Here is a 15,587-nt window from a genome sequence, read left to right as displayed (position 1 = left end):
GCGGCTCGGGGCCGGTTTGACCCGTTGACGGTCTGACAGGACCCAAGCACTATATGTTGCGGTTTCCGGGGGAAGCCGCACACCATGTATAGGTTTTTCTTAAGCAGCGCGCGGGAAAACGACCTCTCGCAGGTCAGATGCGCGATGCTGAATTGGAGCGGGTAGAGATGACGCCTTTCGACCAAGCCCACGCTACCGGAGCTCGCGCACAGGAGTCCGCTTCCAGCCTGCGCGGCAAGCCCAAAGCCGTTCAGCTTCGACTGGTTGATAAGGTTAAGATCGACCCCTCGCGCGATGCGCTTCTGACCGATTTCGGCAAGAAGACGCTGGTTGATCGCTACCTTCTGCCCGGCGAATCCTATCAGGACATGTTCGCGCGCGTTTCGACGGCCTATGCCGACGACCTTGAGCACGCGCAGCGCCTTTATGACTACATGTCCAATCTGTGGTTCATGCCGGCGACGCCGGTGCTGTCCAATGGCGGGGCTGATCGCGGTCTGCCGATCTCGTGCTTTTTGAACTCGGTGGACGATTCGCTGGGCGACATCGTTTCAACCTGGACGGAGAATGTCTGGCTCGCCTCAAATGGCGGCGGCATCGGCACCTATTGGGGCAGCGTCCGCTCGATCGGCGAGAAAGTCGGTCAGAACGGCCAGACCTCCGGGATCATTCCCTTTATCCGGGTGATGGATTCGCTCACTCTGGCGATCTCCCAAGGCTCGCTGCGGCGCGGCTCGGCGGCGGTGTATCTCGACATCCACCACCCCGAAATCGAGGAATTCCTCGAGATCCGCAAACCGTCGGGCGACTTCAATCGTAAGAGCCTCAACCTTCACCATGGCCTGAACGTGTCAGACGCGTTCATGGAGGCCGTCGCGAAGGATGAGGATTTCGAGCTGATTTCGCCACGCTCTGGCGAGGTGGTTAAAACCGTCAACGCCCGCAAGCTGTGGCAGAAAATTCTGGAAGTCCGCCTGCAGACCGGCGAGCCCTACATCCTGTTCTCCGACACTGTGAACAACAACCTGCCCGCTCACCAGCGCAAGCTGGGCTTGAAGGTGCGCCAGTCCAATCTGTGTTCGGAAATCACTCTGCCGACGGGCATCGACCATCTGGGCAATGACCGGACGGCCGTGTGCTGCCTGTCTTCGCTGAACGCCGAGAAGTTCCTCGAGTGGAAAGACGATGCGCGGTTCCTCGAGGACATCTTCCGCTTCCTCGACAATATCTTGCAGGACTTCATCGAGCGTGCGCCCGACGAGATGGAGCGCGCCAAATATTCCGCCGCGCGTGAACGCTCTGTCGGTCTGGGGCTGATGGGCTTCCACTCCTTCTTGCAGCGTTTGAACGTGCCGTTTGAGTCCGCCATGGCCCAGTCCTGGAACAAGCGCATGTTCCAGCATATCCGCCAGGGCGCAGACAAAGCCTCGGTCAAGCTGGCTGAAGAGCGCGGCGCCTGTCCCGATGCCGGCGAGAATGGCGTCAAGGCGCGCTTTTCCCACAAGCTGGCGATCGCGCCGACCGCGTCGATCTCGATCATTTGCGGCGGCACGTCTGCGGGCATCGAGCCGATCCCGGCCAATGTCTACACGCACAAGACCCTGTCGGGCTCCTTCACCGTCAAGAACCCGTATCTCGAACAGGTGCTTGAGGAGAAGGGCAAGAACACGCCGACCATCTGGTCCTCCATTCTCGAGCATGAAGGTTCGGTCCAGCATCTTGATTGCCTCGATGAGCTTGAAAAAGACGTGTTCAAGACGGCGTTCGAGCTTGATCAGCGCTGGGTGATCGAGCACGCCGCTGACCGCTCGCCTTTCATCTGCCAGGCGCAGTCGCTGAACCTGTTCCTGCCAGGTGATGTGAACAAATGGGATCTGCACATGTTGCATTGGTCGGCTTGGGAGAAGGGCGTCAAATCGCTCTACTATTGCCGCTCCAAATCGGTGCAGCGTGCGGCTTATGCCGGTTCGGGCGATAAAGACGAGATGTCCAAAGCCATGGGGGACGCCGCCCCTAAGGACTATGACGAGTGTCTCGCCTGTCAGTAGCGTCCGAATTTTTGTGAATATTGTAAGAACCCCGGCCTCGTGCCGGGGTTTTTCATGTTATCCCTATGAAAAAATTGACTTTGTACAATTTGCGATCTGTTAACCCTAAAGAAGCCTCCTTGATCTCAATATAGCCATTGTTCATGCTATGATTTGAATATCGCAGGTTGAAACCGATGGGGACCGGTATGACCACGCCTAACGCAAGCACAGTGCTGAAATCAACGCAGAGCCATTCGGCTCTGGTTGGTGCGTGCGCAGCGGCGTGCCTGGTCTCACTATCCTCTTTCGGCGCCAGTGCTTTCGCCCAACAGGTGCAGGCGTCGCAGGAAATGCGCGCCATGATCATGGGCCCGCTTCAGGACGAGCTGGCGCATCCGCGCCCTCGCCATGACGGCGCGGATTACACGTCTTCCCAGGCCATGGGCTGGTCGCCCAGCTATACCGATTTTATCGGCTCTGATTCGCAATCTGCTCTGCCAGATGCGGCGCGGCTGGCCGGGGTCGCGCTCAGTGTTCGCTCCGACAGCGCAGCCATGGAAGGGTTTTCAGCCCTTTATCAGGCTGGCACGACTTTGATGGAGACACCGCAGGGCGGCCGTATCTCTGTCTCTCTGTTCGACGGACGCGCTCCGGATGCAGCCTTGTCAGCGCTCTCTGACTCCTATGCCGACATCGCAGGCAGCACGATTGATCCCGCTGGTCGGTCAGCGAGCCGTATGACCTTGCGGTATGAGAACACATTTGACGCCCGCGGCGGCCTGGACGGGCTGGACGTCGGCGTGGCGCCGCGCGCCGGCGTCTCCATCGGTCAGGACGGCCCGGCGGCGGAAGCCGGCGCAACCGTCCGGCTTGGTCAATATCTTGATGAAGGTTTCGGCGCGGATCGTCCCGCCTGGTGGTTCTTCGCCGGCGCGGACCAGCAAGCGCTGATGTATGATCCGGGCGCGGGCTTCAACATGCGCAATGCGCTCGCCATGGGGCCTTATGCGACGGTGGGCGATGCTCAGGCCGGCGTCGCCGCCCGGTTTGGCGGCGCAGATCTGTCTTTCGCGTATATCCAGCGTGAAACACGCTATGCCTTGCCCAATGAATCCTGGGAAACATCTGAAGGATTTGCGGCGTTCTCATTGACGCTGCGCCGGTAGGACTGAGGACGTACGCGCTGTCAGACGCGCGTCAGAGGGGCGTGCATTGAGAGTGTCTTGCATTGCGTCGCTGCTGGCGATCTGTTGCGGCCTTGTCCCGGGATTTGGTGCAGCGCGCGCGTCAGACTTGTCTGACTTCCCCGATTTTCCGGATTTCTTCCAGCCTGAAGACGGCGAAGTGCTGACCCTTGTCATTGAAAATGACATGTTCGGCGGTACGGATCGCCACTACACCAATGGCTTGCGTCTGGAATGGGTGGCGTCTGAAGAGGCGGTCAGCCCCTGGCTGCTGCAAGCCGCCCGCACCCAGCCTTTCGTCAATCTGAAGGGCGCGACGGTGCGTGAAGGGTATGCGCTGGCGCATACGCTCTACACGGCCAGTGACATCACGGTGGAGGATCCGCCGCTTGATGATCATCCCTATGCCGCTCATCTGAGCGTGAACTGGTTCGCTTCGGCCCGGACGGCCAATAGCGAACACACCATTCTCATTGATGTGGGTCTGATCGGGCCAAGCGCACAGGGCGAATTCGTCCAGTCGCGCTGGCACCAGCTGATCGACGGCAAGGAACCGCGCGGCTGGGATGCGCAATTGCATGACGAGCTGGTGTTCGCCATTTCAGGCCAACGGACCGAGCGCATCCATCAATGGGAGGTCGGCCAATACCGGGCAGATCTGATGGGCCATGGCGGTCTGACGCTGGGGACTTTGCGCACGGATCTGTCTGCGGGCGCAACGGTGCGATTCGGAACGGATCTGCAGGAATCATTTGCGCCGCCTCGCATGCGGCCGGCGCTGTCGCCTTCCAGCATCTTTACGCCCAGTCAGATGGTGTCCGCCTATGTGTTCGCCAGCGTGGGCGGGTATGCCGTGGGCCGAGATGTTTTTCTCGACGGCAATACGTTTCGCGACTCCGCCTCTGTGGAACGCAATATCTGGGTCGGGGATGTGCAAGCGGGCGCAGCGCTCCATATCAATCACTATCGACTGGCCTTTACCTATGTGGTGCGTAGCGAGCAGTATGCCGGACAGAACGGACCGCAACGGTTCGGCGCCATCGCGCTTTCGCGCGCTTTCTAGCCGACGCGGTCATTTGAGTCGCTTTGCGTCAAGGTTCTTCCAGCGTGGAAAACCCGATTAATACACTGGAAACCAGACTCGTTGTGACACAATATCTAGTGGACCTGAGGGGCGAAAGCGCTATCTGTCGTGCCAACGGCGCCACAGCCCCTTGAATGATCGCCAGAGCCGAGAAAGAAAACGCCATGCTATCCGTCGCCTCAGACCGTCCGGGCCTTTTGTCTCCCAGCCTGACCTACAAGCCGTTCCGCTATCCGTGGGCGTATGACTTCTGGAAGATTCAGTCCCAGGTTCACTGGCTGCCAGAAGAAGTCCCGCTGGGCGAGGACTGCAAGGATTGGGCGACCAAGCTGACTGACAAGGAGCGCAATCTGCTGACGCAGATCTTCCGCTTCTTCACCCAGTCGGACGTGGAAGTCGGCGCGAACTACATGGAAAACTACATGCCGCTCTTCAAGCCGGTTGAAGTGCGCATGATGCTCGCCTCCTTCTCCAATATGGAGACGATCCACATCGCGGCCTATGCGCTGCTGCTGGAAACCATCGGCATGCCCGACACCGAGTTCTCCGCTTTCATGGAGTATGAGGAAATGGCGGCCAAGCACGATTATCTGGGCAAGTTCGGCTGCGAGACCGAGAAAGACATTCTCACGTCGATGGCGGTGTTCGGCGGCTTTACCGAAGGCCTGCAATTGTTCGCCAGCTTTGCGATGCTGATGAACTTCCCGCGCTTTAACAAGATGAAGGGGATGGGCCAGATCGTGTCCTGGTCGGTGCGCGATGAATCGCTGCACTGCGAAGGCATGATGAAGCTGTTCCACACCTTCTCTGAAGAAACCGGGGCGCTGACCAAATCGGTGAAAGACGACATCGCCGATTGCTGCCAGACCGTGGTCAAGCTCGAGGACAAATTCATCGATCTGGCGTTTGAAGCGGGTGAAGTCGAAGGCATGACGCCTGAGGACATCAAGACATATATCCGCTACATCGCCGACTGGCGGATGAAGCAGATGAAGCTCCCCACGATTTACGGTGTCAAAGAGCACCCGCTTCCGTGGCTGTCGGAGATCCTGAACGGGGTGGAGCACGCCAACTTCTTCGAAGCGCGCGCCACCGAATACTCCAAAGGCGCGACCCAGGGCGATTGGCATGGCGACGCCGGCGTCTGGTCGAACTTTGACAATATGATGCTGAAGCGATCCGTGCATGGCGCAGGCGCGCCAGCGGAATAGCGCTTGCAGCACGTCGTCTTGATTAACCCCGGCAGGTGATCCTGCCGGGGTTTTTCATGTGTGGCGCGGCATGGATCCGATGTTGGCTGGCGCCTCAGACCATTCGGGCTGGCGCTCTATGGATCCGAGTTCGCATGCCGCCCATAAAAAAACCCCGGCGCAAAGGCCGGGGTTCTTCAGATCAGATGCGCGACGTCTAGAGATTGACGCGGCGCGCTGATTGCAGGCTGTCGAGCACCGCTTTGGCGTCGTCGCCGGGCTTGCGCTTGCGCTTGGCCTGCGGCTGATAGGCCAGCTGAGCGTGGGCTTCGCAATAGGCGTTGCCGACGCCGGAATGGCGGCCGCAGAAGCGGAATTCAGTGTCGGTCGGATCGCCGATCGGCCATTTGCACATGCCCTCGCGCAAGGTCAGCACGGTGGCGTATTCGCCATTGGGCAGACGCGCGGCGTCTTGCGGCGCCACCAGCGCTGCGGGTTTGGCCTCCGCCACAACCGGTTTGGCTTTCGCCGGTGCGGCCTGGGGGCTGGCTTTCGCGGCCACGGGCTTCGCCGCTGGACGCGGAGCGGGCCGCGGCGCAGGGCGACGCGCAGGGCGCGACGGCGCTGCTCGGCCTGACAGGCCCAGGCGGTGTACTTTGCCGATCACGGCGTTTCGGGTCACCCCGCCAAGTTGCTTGGCGATCTGGCTGGCGCTCAGGCCGTCAGACCAAAGCTTTTTCAGAGTTTCCACACGGTCTTCGGTCCACGCCATGGCGGTGCGCTCCTCGCCCAATTAAGCTCATCCACATATCCCACACCTAGTGATAGGGTCATTGACCTGCCCTATATCTTGGGTGCGAACACGAGATACAGTATCTCCTGTGCAGCTAGGCACAAGATGCCGACTTGATTCGTCCGTGGATAACTTCATCCGCACTGCATGGCCTGCACAGGGCGGCGGGAGCGTGCTAGATGCGCGTACAGAGCCTTAAGGGGAGTCGCTCATGTCAGATCAAGTCGCTTCGGCGCCGCAATCCACAGCTGTCTCTGACGGCCCCCGGCCGCGCGCCTTGGGCGCGGTGAACTGGCTGGGTCTGTGGACGCTCTACAAGAAAGAGGTGCGGCGGTTTTTGAAGGTCAGCTTTCAGACCGTGCTGGCGCCTGTCGCGACCACCTTGCTGTACATGATCGTCTTCTCCCTCGCGATTGGCTCGCGTCGAGGAGACATGATGGGCGTGGATTTCGCCACGTTTTTGGCGCCGGGCCTGATCATGCTGGGCATGCTCAATAACAGCTTCGCCAATTCGTCCTCTTCGTTGATCGTGGCGAAAGTGCAGGGCAACACCGTCGACTTTCTGATGCCGCCCCTGTCGGCGGCTGAATTGGCTGCGGCCTTTATCGGCGGGGCGGTGACGCGCGGCGTGATCGTCGGGACGGCGACCGCTTTGGCGGTGGCGCCGTTTGTGGACATCACCATCAGCCATCTCTGGGCGCTTTTGTATTTTGGTCTCTCGGCCGCGGCGATGATGGCCATGATTGGCCTGATCGCTGGCTTGTGGGCGGAGAAGTTTGACCATCTGGCCGTGATCACCAACTTCATCATCATGCCTTTGGCCTTTCTGTCAGGCACCTTCTATTCCGTCGAGATCCTGCCCGAGCCGTTCTACTCGATCAGTCATGTGAACCCGGTCTTCTTCCTGATCGACGGCTTCCGTTTCGGCTTTATCGGCAGCCATGACAGTCATCTTCTGATTGGGGGTCTGGTGATCGCCGCGATCAATGCGGCGCTTCTGGCAGCGTCCTATCTGCTGCTGCGCTCAGGCTGGCGCTTGAAGAGCTGACGCGTCTGGTCCTAGATCAGCACACTTGATTTTTCTCACCCCTTTCCACCCAGGGAGCCTTTTATGCCCAAGCCGTTGATGGACACCTATTCGCCGCCCAATCTTGATTTTGAACGCGGCGAGGGCGCTTATCTGATCGAGAAAAGCGGTGAGAACTATCTCGACTTTATCTCTGGCATCGCGGTGAACGCGCTGGGCCACGCCCACCCCAAGGCTGTGGCGGCGCTGAAAGACCAGGCGGACAAGCTGTGGCACACCTCCAACATGTTTCGGGTGCCGGGCCAGCTCGAACTGGCTGAGAAATACTGCCGCGACAGCTTTGCAGACCGGGTCTTCTTCACCAATTCAGGCACTGAAGCGGTGGAGTGCGCGCTGAAATCAGCGCGGCATTACCATTTCGCCAACGGACGCCCGGACAAATACCGGATCATCACCTTCACTGGCGCGTTCCACGGCCGTTCGTATGGCGGCATCAATGCGGGCGGCAACCCGAAATATCTCGAGGGCTTCGGTCCGGCCATGGAAGGCTTTGATCAGGTCGAGTTCGGCGATCATGAAGCGCTGAAAGCGGCGGTGACTGAAGAAACCGCCGCCATTCTGGTCGAGCCGGTTCAGGGCGAGGGGGGCGTGCGCGCCATTCCTGATGTCTGCCTGCGCGGCTTGCGCGAGCTGTGTGACGCGCATGGTCTGCTGCTCATTTATGACGAAGTCCAGTGCGGCGCCGGCCGGACCGGCAAGATCTGGGCGCATGAATGGGCCGAGAGTGCAAAGCCTGACATCATGGCCGTGGCTAAGGGTGTGGGCGGCGGCTTCCCGATGGGGGCGTGTCTGACCACGGATGCGGCTGGCGCGCACATGGTCGTGGGCACTCACGGCTCGACCTTTGGCGGCAACCCGCTCGCGATGGCGGTCGGCAATGTGGTTTATGACGAGCTCTCTAAGCCCGGTTTCATGGAGCATGTGGTCTCCATTTCCAACCATTTGCGCCAATCGCTCTCGGGCGTCGTCGACGCACATTCCGACAAGGTCGAAGAGCTGCGCGGGCGCGGATTGCTGGTCGGACTGAAGCTCAAGGACGGCTTTGGCAACCGCACGCTTGTCGGCAAGGCGCGCGAGCACCATTTGCTGATGGGTGCGGCCGGAGACAACGTGGCTCGGATGGCCCCGCCGCTGATCATCAATGAAGATCATGTGCGTGAAGCAGTCAGCGCCCTCGACAAGGCGCTCGGCGAGCTGCAGCCTGAATAGTTAAGCGGAACGAGACGGACGTATGACTGATATGACTTCCACACCTGGCCCGGACTCCTTGGGTGCAGGCGACAATATCGTCCTGACGTTCCAGCTCGAAGGTTTGAGCGTGCGCGGCCGTTTCGTCCGTCTCGGCGAGACCATGGATGTCATGCTGGCCTCGCACGACTATCCGCCCTCCGTCGCCCGTCTGGTGGGCGAGTGTGCGCTTGTCGCCATCCTGATCGGGGATTCGCTGAAGTTTGACGGTCGGCTGATCGTTCAGGCCAGCGGTCCCGGCGCGACAGGGCAGGCGGTGGAAGGCAATGGCGCTGTCGGCTTCGTCGTCGCGGACTTCGTGCCCGGCCAAGGCGTCCGCGCCTACGCCAAATATGATGCAGACCGCGTGCAGGCCTTGGAAGCACAAGCGAACGGCCCCTTGGGGCCGCTCGACCTTCTGGGCAAGGGCAATTTCGTCATGACGATTGATCCCGGCGACAGCATGGAGCGTTATCAGGGCGTCACCGCCATCGAGGGTGACAGCCTGGCCGCCAGCGCCGAGCATTATTTCGCCCAGTCTGAACAAGTACCCACCCGGTTGAGTTTGGCGGTCGGTCAGCAAGTCATGGACGGCGGTAAAACCGTCTGGCGCGCGGGCGGCGCCTTGATCCAGAAAATCGCCGCTGATGACAGCCGGCCCGCTGAAGACGCCGAGTTTGATCATGCGCTCGCCCTGTTCAACACCATTGAGGATGACGAGCTTCTGGATCCGGAGCTGACGGCGGGGCGCGTGCTGTACCGCTTGTTCCACGAGGACGGCGTGCGGGTTCAGGCCGAGCGTGATGTGAGCCGGTATTGCACCTGCGGCCGTGCGCGTCTCGCCAAAATGCTGGCGCGCTTCCCGGCGGATGATCGCGAGCATATGAGCAAGGAAGACGGCTCGGTCGAGATGACGTGCGAATACTGCAAGACCGAGTGGCGCTTTACAGCCGAAGAAATCGACGCCGCCGCCGTTGCGAACGACTGATGTCTGATGATGAAACGCTCTTTCAGCTCAGCCCGGACCTAGAGGAATGCTGTCATCAGGCGCAGATCGCGTTTGAAAAATGGCGGCGTCAGCATGCGCGCGCTCTGCCCGACGCGGCGTTGATCGAGCATGTGGGCGCGACCTCTGTGCCCGGCTGTGAAACCAAGGGCGATCTCGACATCGCGGTGCGTGTCTCCAAGCAAGATTTCCCCGCGGCGCTGAAGCATCTGGACAAGACGCATCAGGCCAATGACCGGTCGGCCCGATGCGAGGGGTTTGCCGCGTTCAGCGCGCAGGGTTACGCGCTGGATGTCGGCGTTCAGCTTGTGGTGGTCGGCGACACCCTCGACCAGTTCAGCGCATTTCGGGACGCCTTGAACGCCGACAAGGTTCTGGTGGCGCGATACAACGCCCTCAAACGCGCCTATCGCGGGCGAAAGACGGTGTCTTATCGCGAAGCCAAAGCAGAGTTCATCAAGACCGTACTCGGTAGGTGAGGGAGAGCGTTTGCACGCGTTAAGAACGGTGCAGGCCTATGGTGGACATCGAGCGGCTTCAGGTCCATTAATGCCAACTCTCAAAGGGCTTAATTATCAAGCGAAGCGGTTCTGATGCAGCGTCCCAAACTGACTTTTCCGGACGATGTGGCGATGTATGTCACCGAGGCCTACGAGCGCCATGACAGCATTCTTGAATATGGCAGCGGCGGCTCGACCGTTCTGGCCTCTGAAATGGATGGCAAGCATCTGGTATCAGTGGAGAGCGATGCGCAATGGGCCCAAAATCTGAACGCTTTTCTGGATCAGTCTGACGCCGTGCGCTCCAGGCCGCGCGTGCGTCACATCGATGTCGGCGAAACAGGTGCATGGGGGCGACCCGTGAACCACGATAAGCATCATTTGTTTCCCTGGTATGCGCTGGCGCCTTGGGTGATGCAATCAGAACGCGAGCCGTTGACCAGTTTGGTTCTGGTTGATGGACGCTTCAGGCCGGCATGCTTTCTGGCTAGCATGGCGATGGGCCGAGGTGCACTTGAGCTGATCTTTGACGATTATCTCGAACGTCCGAACTATCATTTTATTGAAGAGTATCTTCGCCCGGAGCAAATCATCGGGCGGGCGGCGGTTTTCATTCGCGACCCGGAAATCGACTGGGGTGAGATCGCGCTTCGTCACCAAGATGCTTTTTACGACGTGAACTGAGACACACCATGTCCATCGCTGTATCTGCAGGCCGCACCCGGATTCCCGCTTCAACGCTCGGTTCGTCAGACTCATTTCCCGAATTGTGTCGTTTGCGGTTTGAATTTGACTGGGCGGACGGGCTGGCGGGTTGTGATGGGCGGGTCGAGTTTGTCCATGGCGCAGTGGTGCTCGCGAGCGCCACGATTTCGCGGTTTGGCCGTACCCGGGTCGATGTCGTTGTGCGCGGGCTGGCGCCATCGCATGAAGTGTTGTGCGATTTCCAACTGACTGGCGTTCCAGTGGGCTTCCCGGTCAATGCCGGCCTGGGCGTAGAGGCGGTGGGCGAGCTTAGCCTGCACACGCTTGAAGAAGTTGAAGACCCGGTGGGCGCGCGCGGCCAGTTGGCGTTGGCCACCCGCGACATTGCAGAGCGGCTGGGCCTGCGCGGTGTCTATATGCGCGGAGACAGACGAGAGCGTTTCGTCCAGCGCATCCTAAATGCGATTGATCAACGTCAACCTTACAGCGTGGTGCGTCTGGGCGATGGCGAGGGTCGAATTCTGGGGGCGAATTCCACTTTTAGCTCTGCAGAAGTTCTCACCCAAGTGCTGTATTATCATTTTGGACCACGTTCAGTTGAACTGAACCGGGATCGCGATCAAGACTGGGTGCTCAGCACATGCACAATTCTGAGCGACATGCTTCGGCAGGCTTGCGAGGAAGCGGACGAAATCGGACTTCCTGTCTGGGATTTTTTCAGAGGTGTCGAGGAGGCCTGCACCTCCGGCATGGTCGCTTATTCGGAGGCGATGTTTTACGCCTTATCGCTCGCCCCTCACATCAAGGGTGAAGACCGGATCGGTACGAATGTGTTTCAGCAGCTCGCTGAAACGCCCGACTTCTTCCAGGCCGTGGGGCGCAAGTCGGAGCGTATCATCCTGGTGGGACCCTGGGACTTAACAACCCAGCTTCAAAGTGCGCTCTCACCCAAAGCGATATCGTACATAGAAGTGCCGCAGCACCACACATGGGGCGAGGGCGACGGTTTCGGTCAATATCCCTTCCTGCACAGCGCCGTTGATAAACATATCGCGTCATTGGGAGATTTGCGCGGATCGGTTTTCCTGATCGGCGCAGGCTTGTACGGCAAGCATTATGCGAAACTCGCCAAAAGGCAGGGCGCTGTGGCGTTGGACATCGGTTCCGTATTTGACTCCTGGGGCGGCAAAGGGCTGCCGTATGCAGTCAGAAATCCACGTTTAGGGTTAGATAAGCTCAAGTAACCTCGTACCCCTAGTAAAAGGTCAGACGAGGACCAATCGAGCCGTTTTAACGTCAATTTTCAGAGTGCGCGTGTGTCGTCATTTCCTCAATTCCGATCCAACAGCAACCCGGTTTCTGATGCCTGGTTTGATCTAAAAGAGGGCCTGGAACGGCACACTTTGTGGATCAATCTGGGGCTTCAGGAAGTCAAACAGCTCTATCGTGGCTCCTTGCTCGGGGCCGCCTGGATCGTTGTCTCCTTTCTGGTTTTTGGCGCTGGTCTGATTTGGTTCTTTGGCGCGCTCAGCTCGACTGATGCGCGCTGGTTCGCGGCGTATCTGCTGATCGGGCTTTGGGTCTACCAATATATCGCCACGGCGATCACCGGCGCGTGTACGGTCTTTATCGCGGCTGAAGGCTGGTTGCGATCGCAGCGCCTGCCGATGAGTCTGTTTGCCTACAAGCTGACCTTTCGCAACGTCTTCAACCTGGCTTTGACAGGGCTATCGGTTGCTATGGCGCTGGCGTTCCTGCGTCATCCTTTAACCTGGGGGGCGCTGTGGGCGATCCCTGCGCTGGTGGTCATCATCTACACATCGGTTTGGGTGACATTGCTGCTGGGGCTTCTGACGGCACGGTTTCGCGATTTGCAACACATCGTTGCGACCATTATGCGGTTCGCATTTCTCATGACGCCGGTCTTGTGGGTGGCGGACGAGTTGGGGACGCGCGGCAAGTTCGCCAATATTAATCCGCTGACGCATTTCATCGCTATCGTGCGCGAGCCGCTGCTCAACGGCCAGGTGGTGATATTTCACTGGTGGGTGGTGTTGACGATGACGGCCATCGGCTCCCTGGTGACTTTTGCCGTGTTCGCGCGTTTCCGGCGCGACCTGATTTTCTGGTTGTAACGCTATGGCCCGAGTTCTTCTCAGAAATGTCGACGTCACTTTCACCTCGCGTCGGGTGAAGCGTAAAAACGCCGTAGATGGCCAGGCCAGCGATGAGCGGGTGTCGGGCGGGCTGATCGAGCGTCAGGGCTCGACTCTGAACGTGCACGCCATACGAAACATGTCGCTATTGCTCAAGCCGGGCGACCGGCTCGGCGTGGTGGGACGCAATGGCGCCGGCAAGACGACCTTGCTGCGCACCATCGCTGGCATCTATCCGCCCAAGCGCGGACTGGTGGCCGTGGATGGTCATATCGCCACTATGTTCAATATCGGGCTGGGCATGAATATGGACGCCACCGGCTATGAGAACATCCGCCTGGCCGGCATTGTGGCGGGTAAGAGCCAGCGCGAAATCGACGGCATGCAGGATGACATCATCCGCTTTACCGGCTTGGGCGATTATCTGGATTTGCCGATCCGCACCTATTCGCAAGGCATGGCCATGCGGCTCAAATTCGCGTGCGCCACGGCGTTTGACGCGGACATCTTGCTGTTTGACGAATGGCTGGGCGCCGGCGACGCCGCGTTTCAGGCGCGCGCCAAGGAACGGCTGGACGATATGGTCAAGCGCTCGCGCATTCTTGTGCTGGCGACTCATAACGTCAAACTGATGCAATCAGTCTGCAATCAGGCGATCTTGATGCAAGAAGGCGTGATCACCCATCGCGGTGATGTGGACGAGGTGATCGAGCGCTCGAAAGCCGTCAACAGCTAACCGCGCCAGAAGCGCGGCGCCAGCATCACGAAAATCACCATGATCTCCAGCCGGCCGATGATCATATTGGCCGTCATCACCCATTTTGCGGTTGCGGGCAGGTCATGGAACGAGCCGGCGGGCCCGATGATTTCGCCCAGACCCGGCCCCACATTGGCGAGCGTGGTGGCCGCCCCGCTGACAGCGGTCACAGGATCGAGCCCGATCAGGCTCAGCAGCGAGGCGCTGATCCCGAAGGTGAGAAAGAACAAAAAGAAGAACCCTAGCACCGAGCGCACCGTCTCGTCAGGGACGGTCTGGTTGCGATAGCGGATGGGCTTGACGGCGTTGGGCCGCGCATACTGGGCGATATAGGCGTTCATGGCGGACGCCGCGATCTGATAGCGGAAGATCTTCACCGAACATGTGGTCGAGCCCGCGCAGCCGCCAATGAACATCAGAACGAAGAAAATGCCCGCCGCGCCGCCGCCCCACAGCCAGAAATCGGCTGAGGCGTAGCCGGTGCCGGTCAAAACCGAGACGCCGTTGACCGCTGCGATCCGCCAGGCGGGCAGATGCGCAGGATCATGGGGGTCATGAACCACCAGCCACAGCGTCAGGAGGATGGAGGCTGTCAGCGCCACTATCAGAAAGGCCCGCGCCTGCGGATCAAACACCAGAAGATCCGGCCGCCCCTGGGCGGCGCGCAGGAACAGCACGAAGGGCAGTCCCGCCAGCACCATGAACACCAGAGCCACCAGATCCGCGCCGCCGTCGACAAAGGCCCCGATCGAGCCGTCATGGGTGGAGAAGCCGCCGGTCGCCACCGTGGTCATGGCGTGGTTGATCGCTTCAAACGGCGTCATGTCCGCGCCCAGATAGGCCAGGAAGCACAAAAAAGTCAGCACCAGATAGATGCCTCCGACCGCGCCCGCAATCTGTCCCGCGCGCGGCAGGGCTTTTTCTGACTTGTCAGAGCTTTCAAGCCGGAAGAGCTGCATGCCGCCAATGCCCAAAAGCGGCCAGATCGCCATGGCGGTGACGATGATCCCGACCCCGCCGATCCATTGCAGGATCGAGCGCCACAGCAAGATGCCCGCCGGCATGTCCTGCAAGCCTGTCAGCACCGTTGCGCCCGTGGTGGTGAGGCCCGAGGTCGCTTCAAACAGAGCGTCCGTCCAGCTGATGTCGAGACCTGAGAGCTTCAGCGGGATCGCCGCCGCCACAGACAACACGATCCAGGCGCCGCCGGTCAGCAAGATCGCGCCGCGGGCGCTGAGATCCTTGGTAGAGCCGCGGCCCATCAAGGTCATGATCCCGCCCAGCGCCAACCCCAGCCCGCCCGCGCCGAAAAAGGCGTGCGCGGCCTGGGCGTCGTCATTCAGGTCCGCGATCGCCGGCGCGAACATGGCGGCGGACAGGCTGGCGAGCATGACGCCCAGCACGAAAAGAACGGTGCGGCCCGAAGCGTTCACAGGATTTCCCGAAGCGGCTCTAGTGCAAGGTCACGGTATTGTACGGCGAGTCCAGCGCGAACCCGGGAATGACCGCGTCGAATTTCTCGCCATCCTCGGTGCGCATAGTGTAGGCGCCGCGCATGAACCCTGACGGGGTGCGCAAGGGCGCGCCGGAGGTATAGGCGAACACCTCGCCCGGTTTGATCCGGGGCTGTTCGCCGACCACGCCTGGGCCTTGTACGATCTCGGTCTGGTTGAACGCGTCGGTGATGCGCCATTCCCGGCTCATCAACTGAACGACGGCGTCACCCTTGTTCTCGATCTCGATGGTGTAGGACCAGAAATAGCGCCCCTCATCAGGTTCGGACTCCTCGTCGCGAAAAGCCGGGCGCACGCGGATCAGAATGTCCCGAGTGACTTCTTCATACATGGGCGGGCCTTCCGTTAAAGCGC

Annotated in this window: 15 protein-coding genes; 12 read left to right on the top strand and 3 right to left on the bottom strand. The window is 60.1% G+C overall.

What is annotated here, in order from left to right:
• Positions 1-167: 167 nt before the first annotated feature.
• The 4 genes from ACQ66J_RS04035 (at position 168) to ACQ66J_RS04020 (ending at position 5,509) form a co-directional block, all read left to right on the top strand.
• Positions 168-2,048 (top strand): ribonucleoside-diphosphate reductase subunit alpha, encoded by a 1,881-nt coding sequence (locus ACQ66J_RS04035; protein WP_375548362.1) that lies wholly within the window; start codon positions 168-170, stop codon positions 2,046-2,048.
• Between the two features lie 188 nt (positions 2,049-2,236).
• Complete coding sequence (locus ACQ66J_RS04030) at positions 2,237-3,196, top strand: lipid A-modifier LpxR family protein (protein ID WP_430430586.1); 960 nt, start codon at positions 2,237-2,239, stop codon at positions 3,194-3,196.
• A 127-nt stretch (positions 3,197-3,323) separates the two neighbouring features.
• A complete protein-coding gene (locus tag ACQ66J_RS04025; RefSeq protein ID WP_430430585.1) occupies positions 3,324-4,277 on the top strand; it encodes a lipid A deacylase LpxR family protein in 954 nt (317 codons plus the stop codon).
• A 185-nt stretch (positions 4,278-4,462) separates the two neighbouring features.
• Positions 4,463-5,509, top strand: coding sequence for a ribonucleotide-diphosphate reductase subunit beta (locus ACQ66J_RS04020; protein WP_375548365.1), 1,047 nt, complete (start codon positions 4,463-4,465; stop codon positions 5,507-5,509).
• Positions 5,510-5,705: 196 nt separating this feature from the next.
• Here the strand turns inward: ACQ66J_RS04020 and ACQ66J_RS04015 are convergent, their stop codons facing one another.
• Positions 5,706-6,260 carry a GcrA family cell cycle regulator gene (locus tag ACQ66J_RS04015; protein WP_375548366.1) on the bottom strand — a complete coding sequence of 185 codons (555 nt, stop codon included), beginning with the start codon at positions 6,258-6,260 and terminating at the stop codon, positions 5,706-5,708.
• 232 nt (positions 6,261-6,492) lie between these two features.
• On the opposite strand from ACQ66J_RS04015, the gene ACQ66J_RS04010 reads away from it, so the two are divergent.
• The 8 genes from ACQ66J_RS04010 (at position 6,493) to ACQ66J_RS03975 (ending at position 13,698) form a co-directional block, all read left to right on the top strand.
• Positions 6,493-7,329, top strand: a complete 837-nt coding sequence (locus ACQ66J_RS04010; protein WP_430430584.1) for an ABC transporter permease — start codon at positions 6,493-6,495, stop codon at positions 7,327-7,329.
• A 63-nt stretch (positions 7,330-7,392) separates the two neighbouring features.
• Positions 7,393-8,577 (top strand): aspartate aminotransferase family protein, encoded by a 1,185-nt coding sequence (locus ACQ66J_RS04005; protein ID WP_430430583.1) that lies wholly within the window; start codon positions 7,393-7,395, stop codon positions 8,575-8,577.
• A gap of 22 nt (positions 8,578-8,599) precedes the next feature.
• Positions 8,600-9,583 carry an Hsp33 family molecular chaperone HslO gene (locus ACQ66J_RS04000; RefSeq protein WP_430430582.1) on the top strand — a complete coding sequence of 328 codons (984 nt, stop codon included), beginning with the start codon at positions 8,600-8,602 and terminating at the stop codon, positions 9,581-9,583.
• Entirely contained in the window at positions 9,583-10,080 is a 498-nt protein-coding gene (locus ACQ66J_RS03995) for a GrpB family protein (RefSeq protein WP_430430581.1), read from the top strand. Before ACQ66J_RS04000 ends, ACQ66J_RS03995 begins: the two co-directional genes overlap by 1 nt.
• A 114-nt stretch (positions 10,081-10,194) precedes the next feature.
• On the top strand, positions 10,195-10,785 hold the full coding sequence (locus ACQ66J_RS03990; RefSeq protein ID WP_430430580.1) for a hypothetical protein: 591 nt from the start codon (positions 10,195-10,197) through the stop codon (positions 10,783-10,785).
• A gap of 8 nt (positions 10,786-10,793) precedes the next feature.
• A complete protein-coding gene (locus tag ACQ66J_RS03985; RefSeq protein ID WP_430430579.1) occupies positions 10,794-12,050 on the top strand; it encodes a hypothetical protein in 1,257 nt (418 codons plus the stop codon).
• Positions 12,051-12,122: 72 nt separating this feature from the next.
• Positions 12,123-12,941 carry an ABC transporter permease gene (locus ACQ66J_RS03980; RefSeq protein ID WP_430430578.1) on the top strand — a complete coding sequence of 273 codons (819 nt, stop codon included), beginning with the start codon at positions 12,123-12,125 and terminating at the stop codon, positions 12,939-12,941.
• Between the two features lie 4 nt (positions 12,942-12,945).
• Complete coding sequence (locus ACQ66J_RS03975; RefSeq protein WP_430430577.1) at positions 12,946-13,698, top strand: ABC transporter ATP-binding protein; 753 nt, start codon at positions 12,946-12,948, stop codon at positions 13,696-13,698.
• Here ACQ66J_RS03975 and ACQ66J_RS03970 read toward each other — a convergent pair.
• Both ACQ66J_RS03970 and apaG read right to left on the bottom strand, forming a co-directional pair.
• Positions 13,695-15,152 carry a TrkH family potassium uptake protein gene (locus tag ACQ66J_RS03970; protein ID WP_430430576.1) on the bottom strand — a complete coding sequence of 486 codons (1,458 nt, stop codon included), beginning with the start codon at positions 15,150-15,152 and terminating at the stop codon, positions 13,695-13,697. The genes ACQ66J_RS03975 and ACQ66J_RS03970 overlap by 4 nt on opposite strands.
• Before the next feature lie 19 nt (positions 15,153-15,171).
• Positions 15,172-15,564: a Co2+/Mg2+ efflux protein ApaG gene (gene apaG / locus ACQ66J_RS03965; RefSeq protein WP_430430575.1), complete on the bottom strand. Its 393-nt coding sequence runs from the start codon at positions 15,562-15,564 to the stop codon at positions 15,172-15,174.
• Positions 15,565-15,587: the final 23 nt, after the last annotated feature.

Source organism: Oceanicaulis sp., from assembly GCF_965284345.1.
Lineage (GTDB): Bacteria > Pseudomonadota > Alphaproteobacteria > Caulobacterales > Maricaulaceae > Oceanicaulis > Oceanicaulis alexandrii_A.
This window is presented reverse-complemented; position numbering and strand designations above follow the sequence as displayed.

Excerpts from the sequence above, each read along its gene's own strand:
- ACQ66J_RS04035 (WP_375548362.1), top strand. The coding sequence starts at position 168 with ATGACGCCTTTCGACCAAGCCCACGCTACCGGAGCTCGCGCACAGGAG.
- ACQ66J_RS04030 (WP_430430586.1), top strand. The coding sequence starts at position 2,237 with ATGACCACGCCTAACGCAAGCACAGTGCTGAAATCAACGCAGAGCCAT.
- ACQ66J_RS04020 (WP_375548365.1), top strand. The coding sequence starts at position 4,463 with ATGCTATCCGTCGCCTCAGACCGTCCGGGCCTTTTGTCTCCCAGCCTG.
- ACQ66J_RS04015 (WP_375548366.1), bottom strand. The coding sequence starts at position 6,260 with ATGGCGTGGACCGAAGACCGTGTGGAAACTCTGAAAAAGCTTTGGTCT.
- ACQ66J_RS04010 (WP_430430584.1), top strand. The coding sequence starts at position 6,493 with ATGTCAGATCAAGTCGCTTCGGCGCCGCAATCCACAGCTGTCTCTGAC.
- ACQ66J_RS04005 (WP_430430583.1), top strand. The coding sequence starts at position 7,393 with ATGCCCAAGCCGTTGATGGACACCTATTCGCCGCCCAATCTTGATTTT.
- ACQ66J_RS04000 (WP_430430582.1), top strand. The coding sequence starts at position 8,600 with ATGACTGATATGACTTCCACACCTGGCCCGGACTCCTTGGGTGCAGGC.
- ACQ66J_RS03995 (WP_430430581.1), top strand. The coding sequence starts at position 9,583 with ATGTCTGATGATGAAACGCTCTTTCAGCTCAGCCCGGACCTAGAGGAA.
- ACQ66J_RS03990 (WP_430430580.1), top strand. The coding sequence starts at position 10,195 with ATGCAGCGTCCCAAACTGACTTTTCCGGACGATGTGGCGATGTATGTC.
- ACQ66J_RS03985 (WP_430430579.1), top strand. The coding sequence starts at position 10,794 with ATGTCCATCGCTGTATCTGCAGGCCGCACCCGGATTCCCGCTTCAACG.
- ACQ66J_RS03975 (WP_430430577.1), top strand. The coding sequence starts at position 12,946 with ATGGCCCGAGTTCTTCTCAGAAATGTCGACGTCACTTTCACCTCGCGT.
- apaG (WP_430430575.1), bottom strand. The coding sequence starts at position 15,564 with ATGTATGAAGAAGTCACTCGGGACATTCTGATCCGCGTGCGCCCGGCT.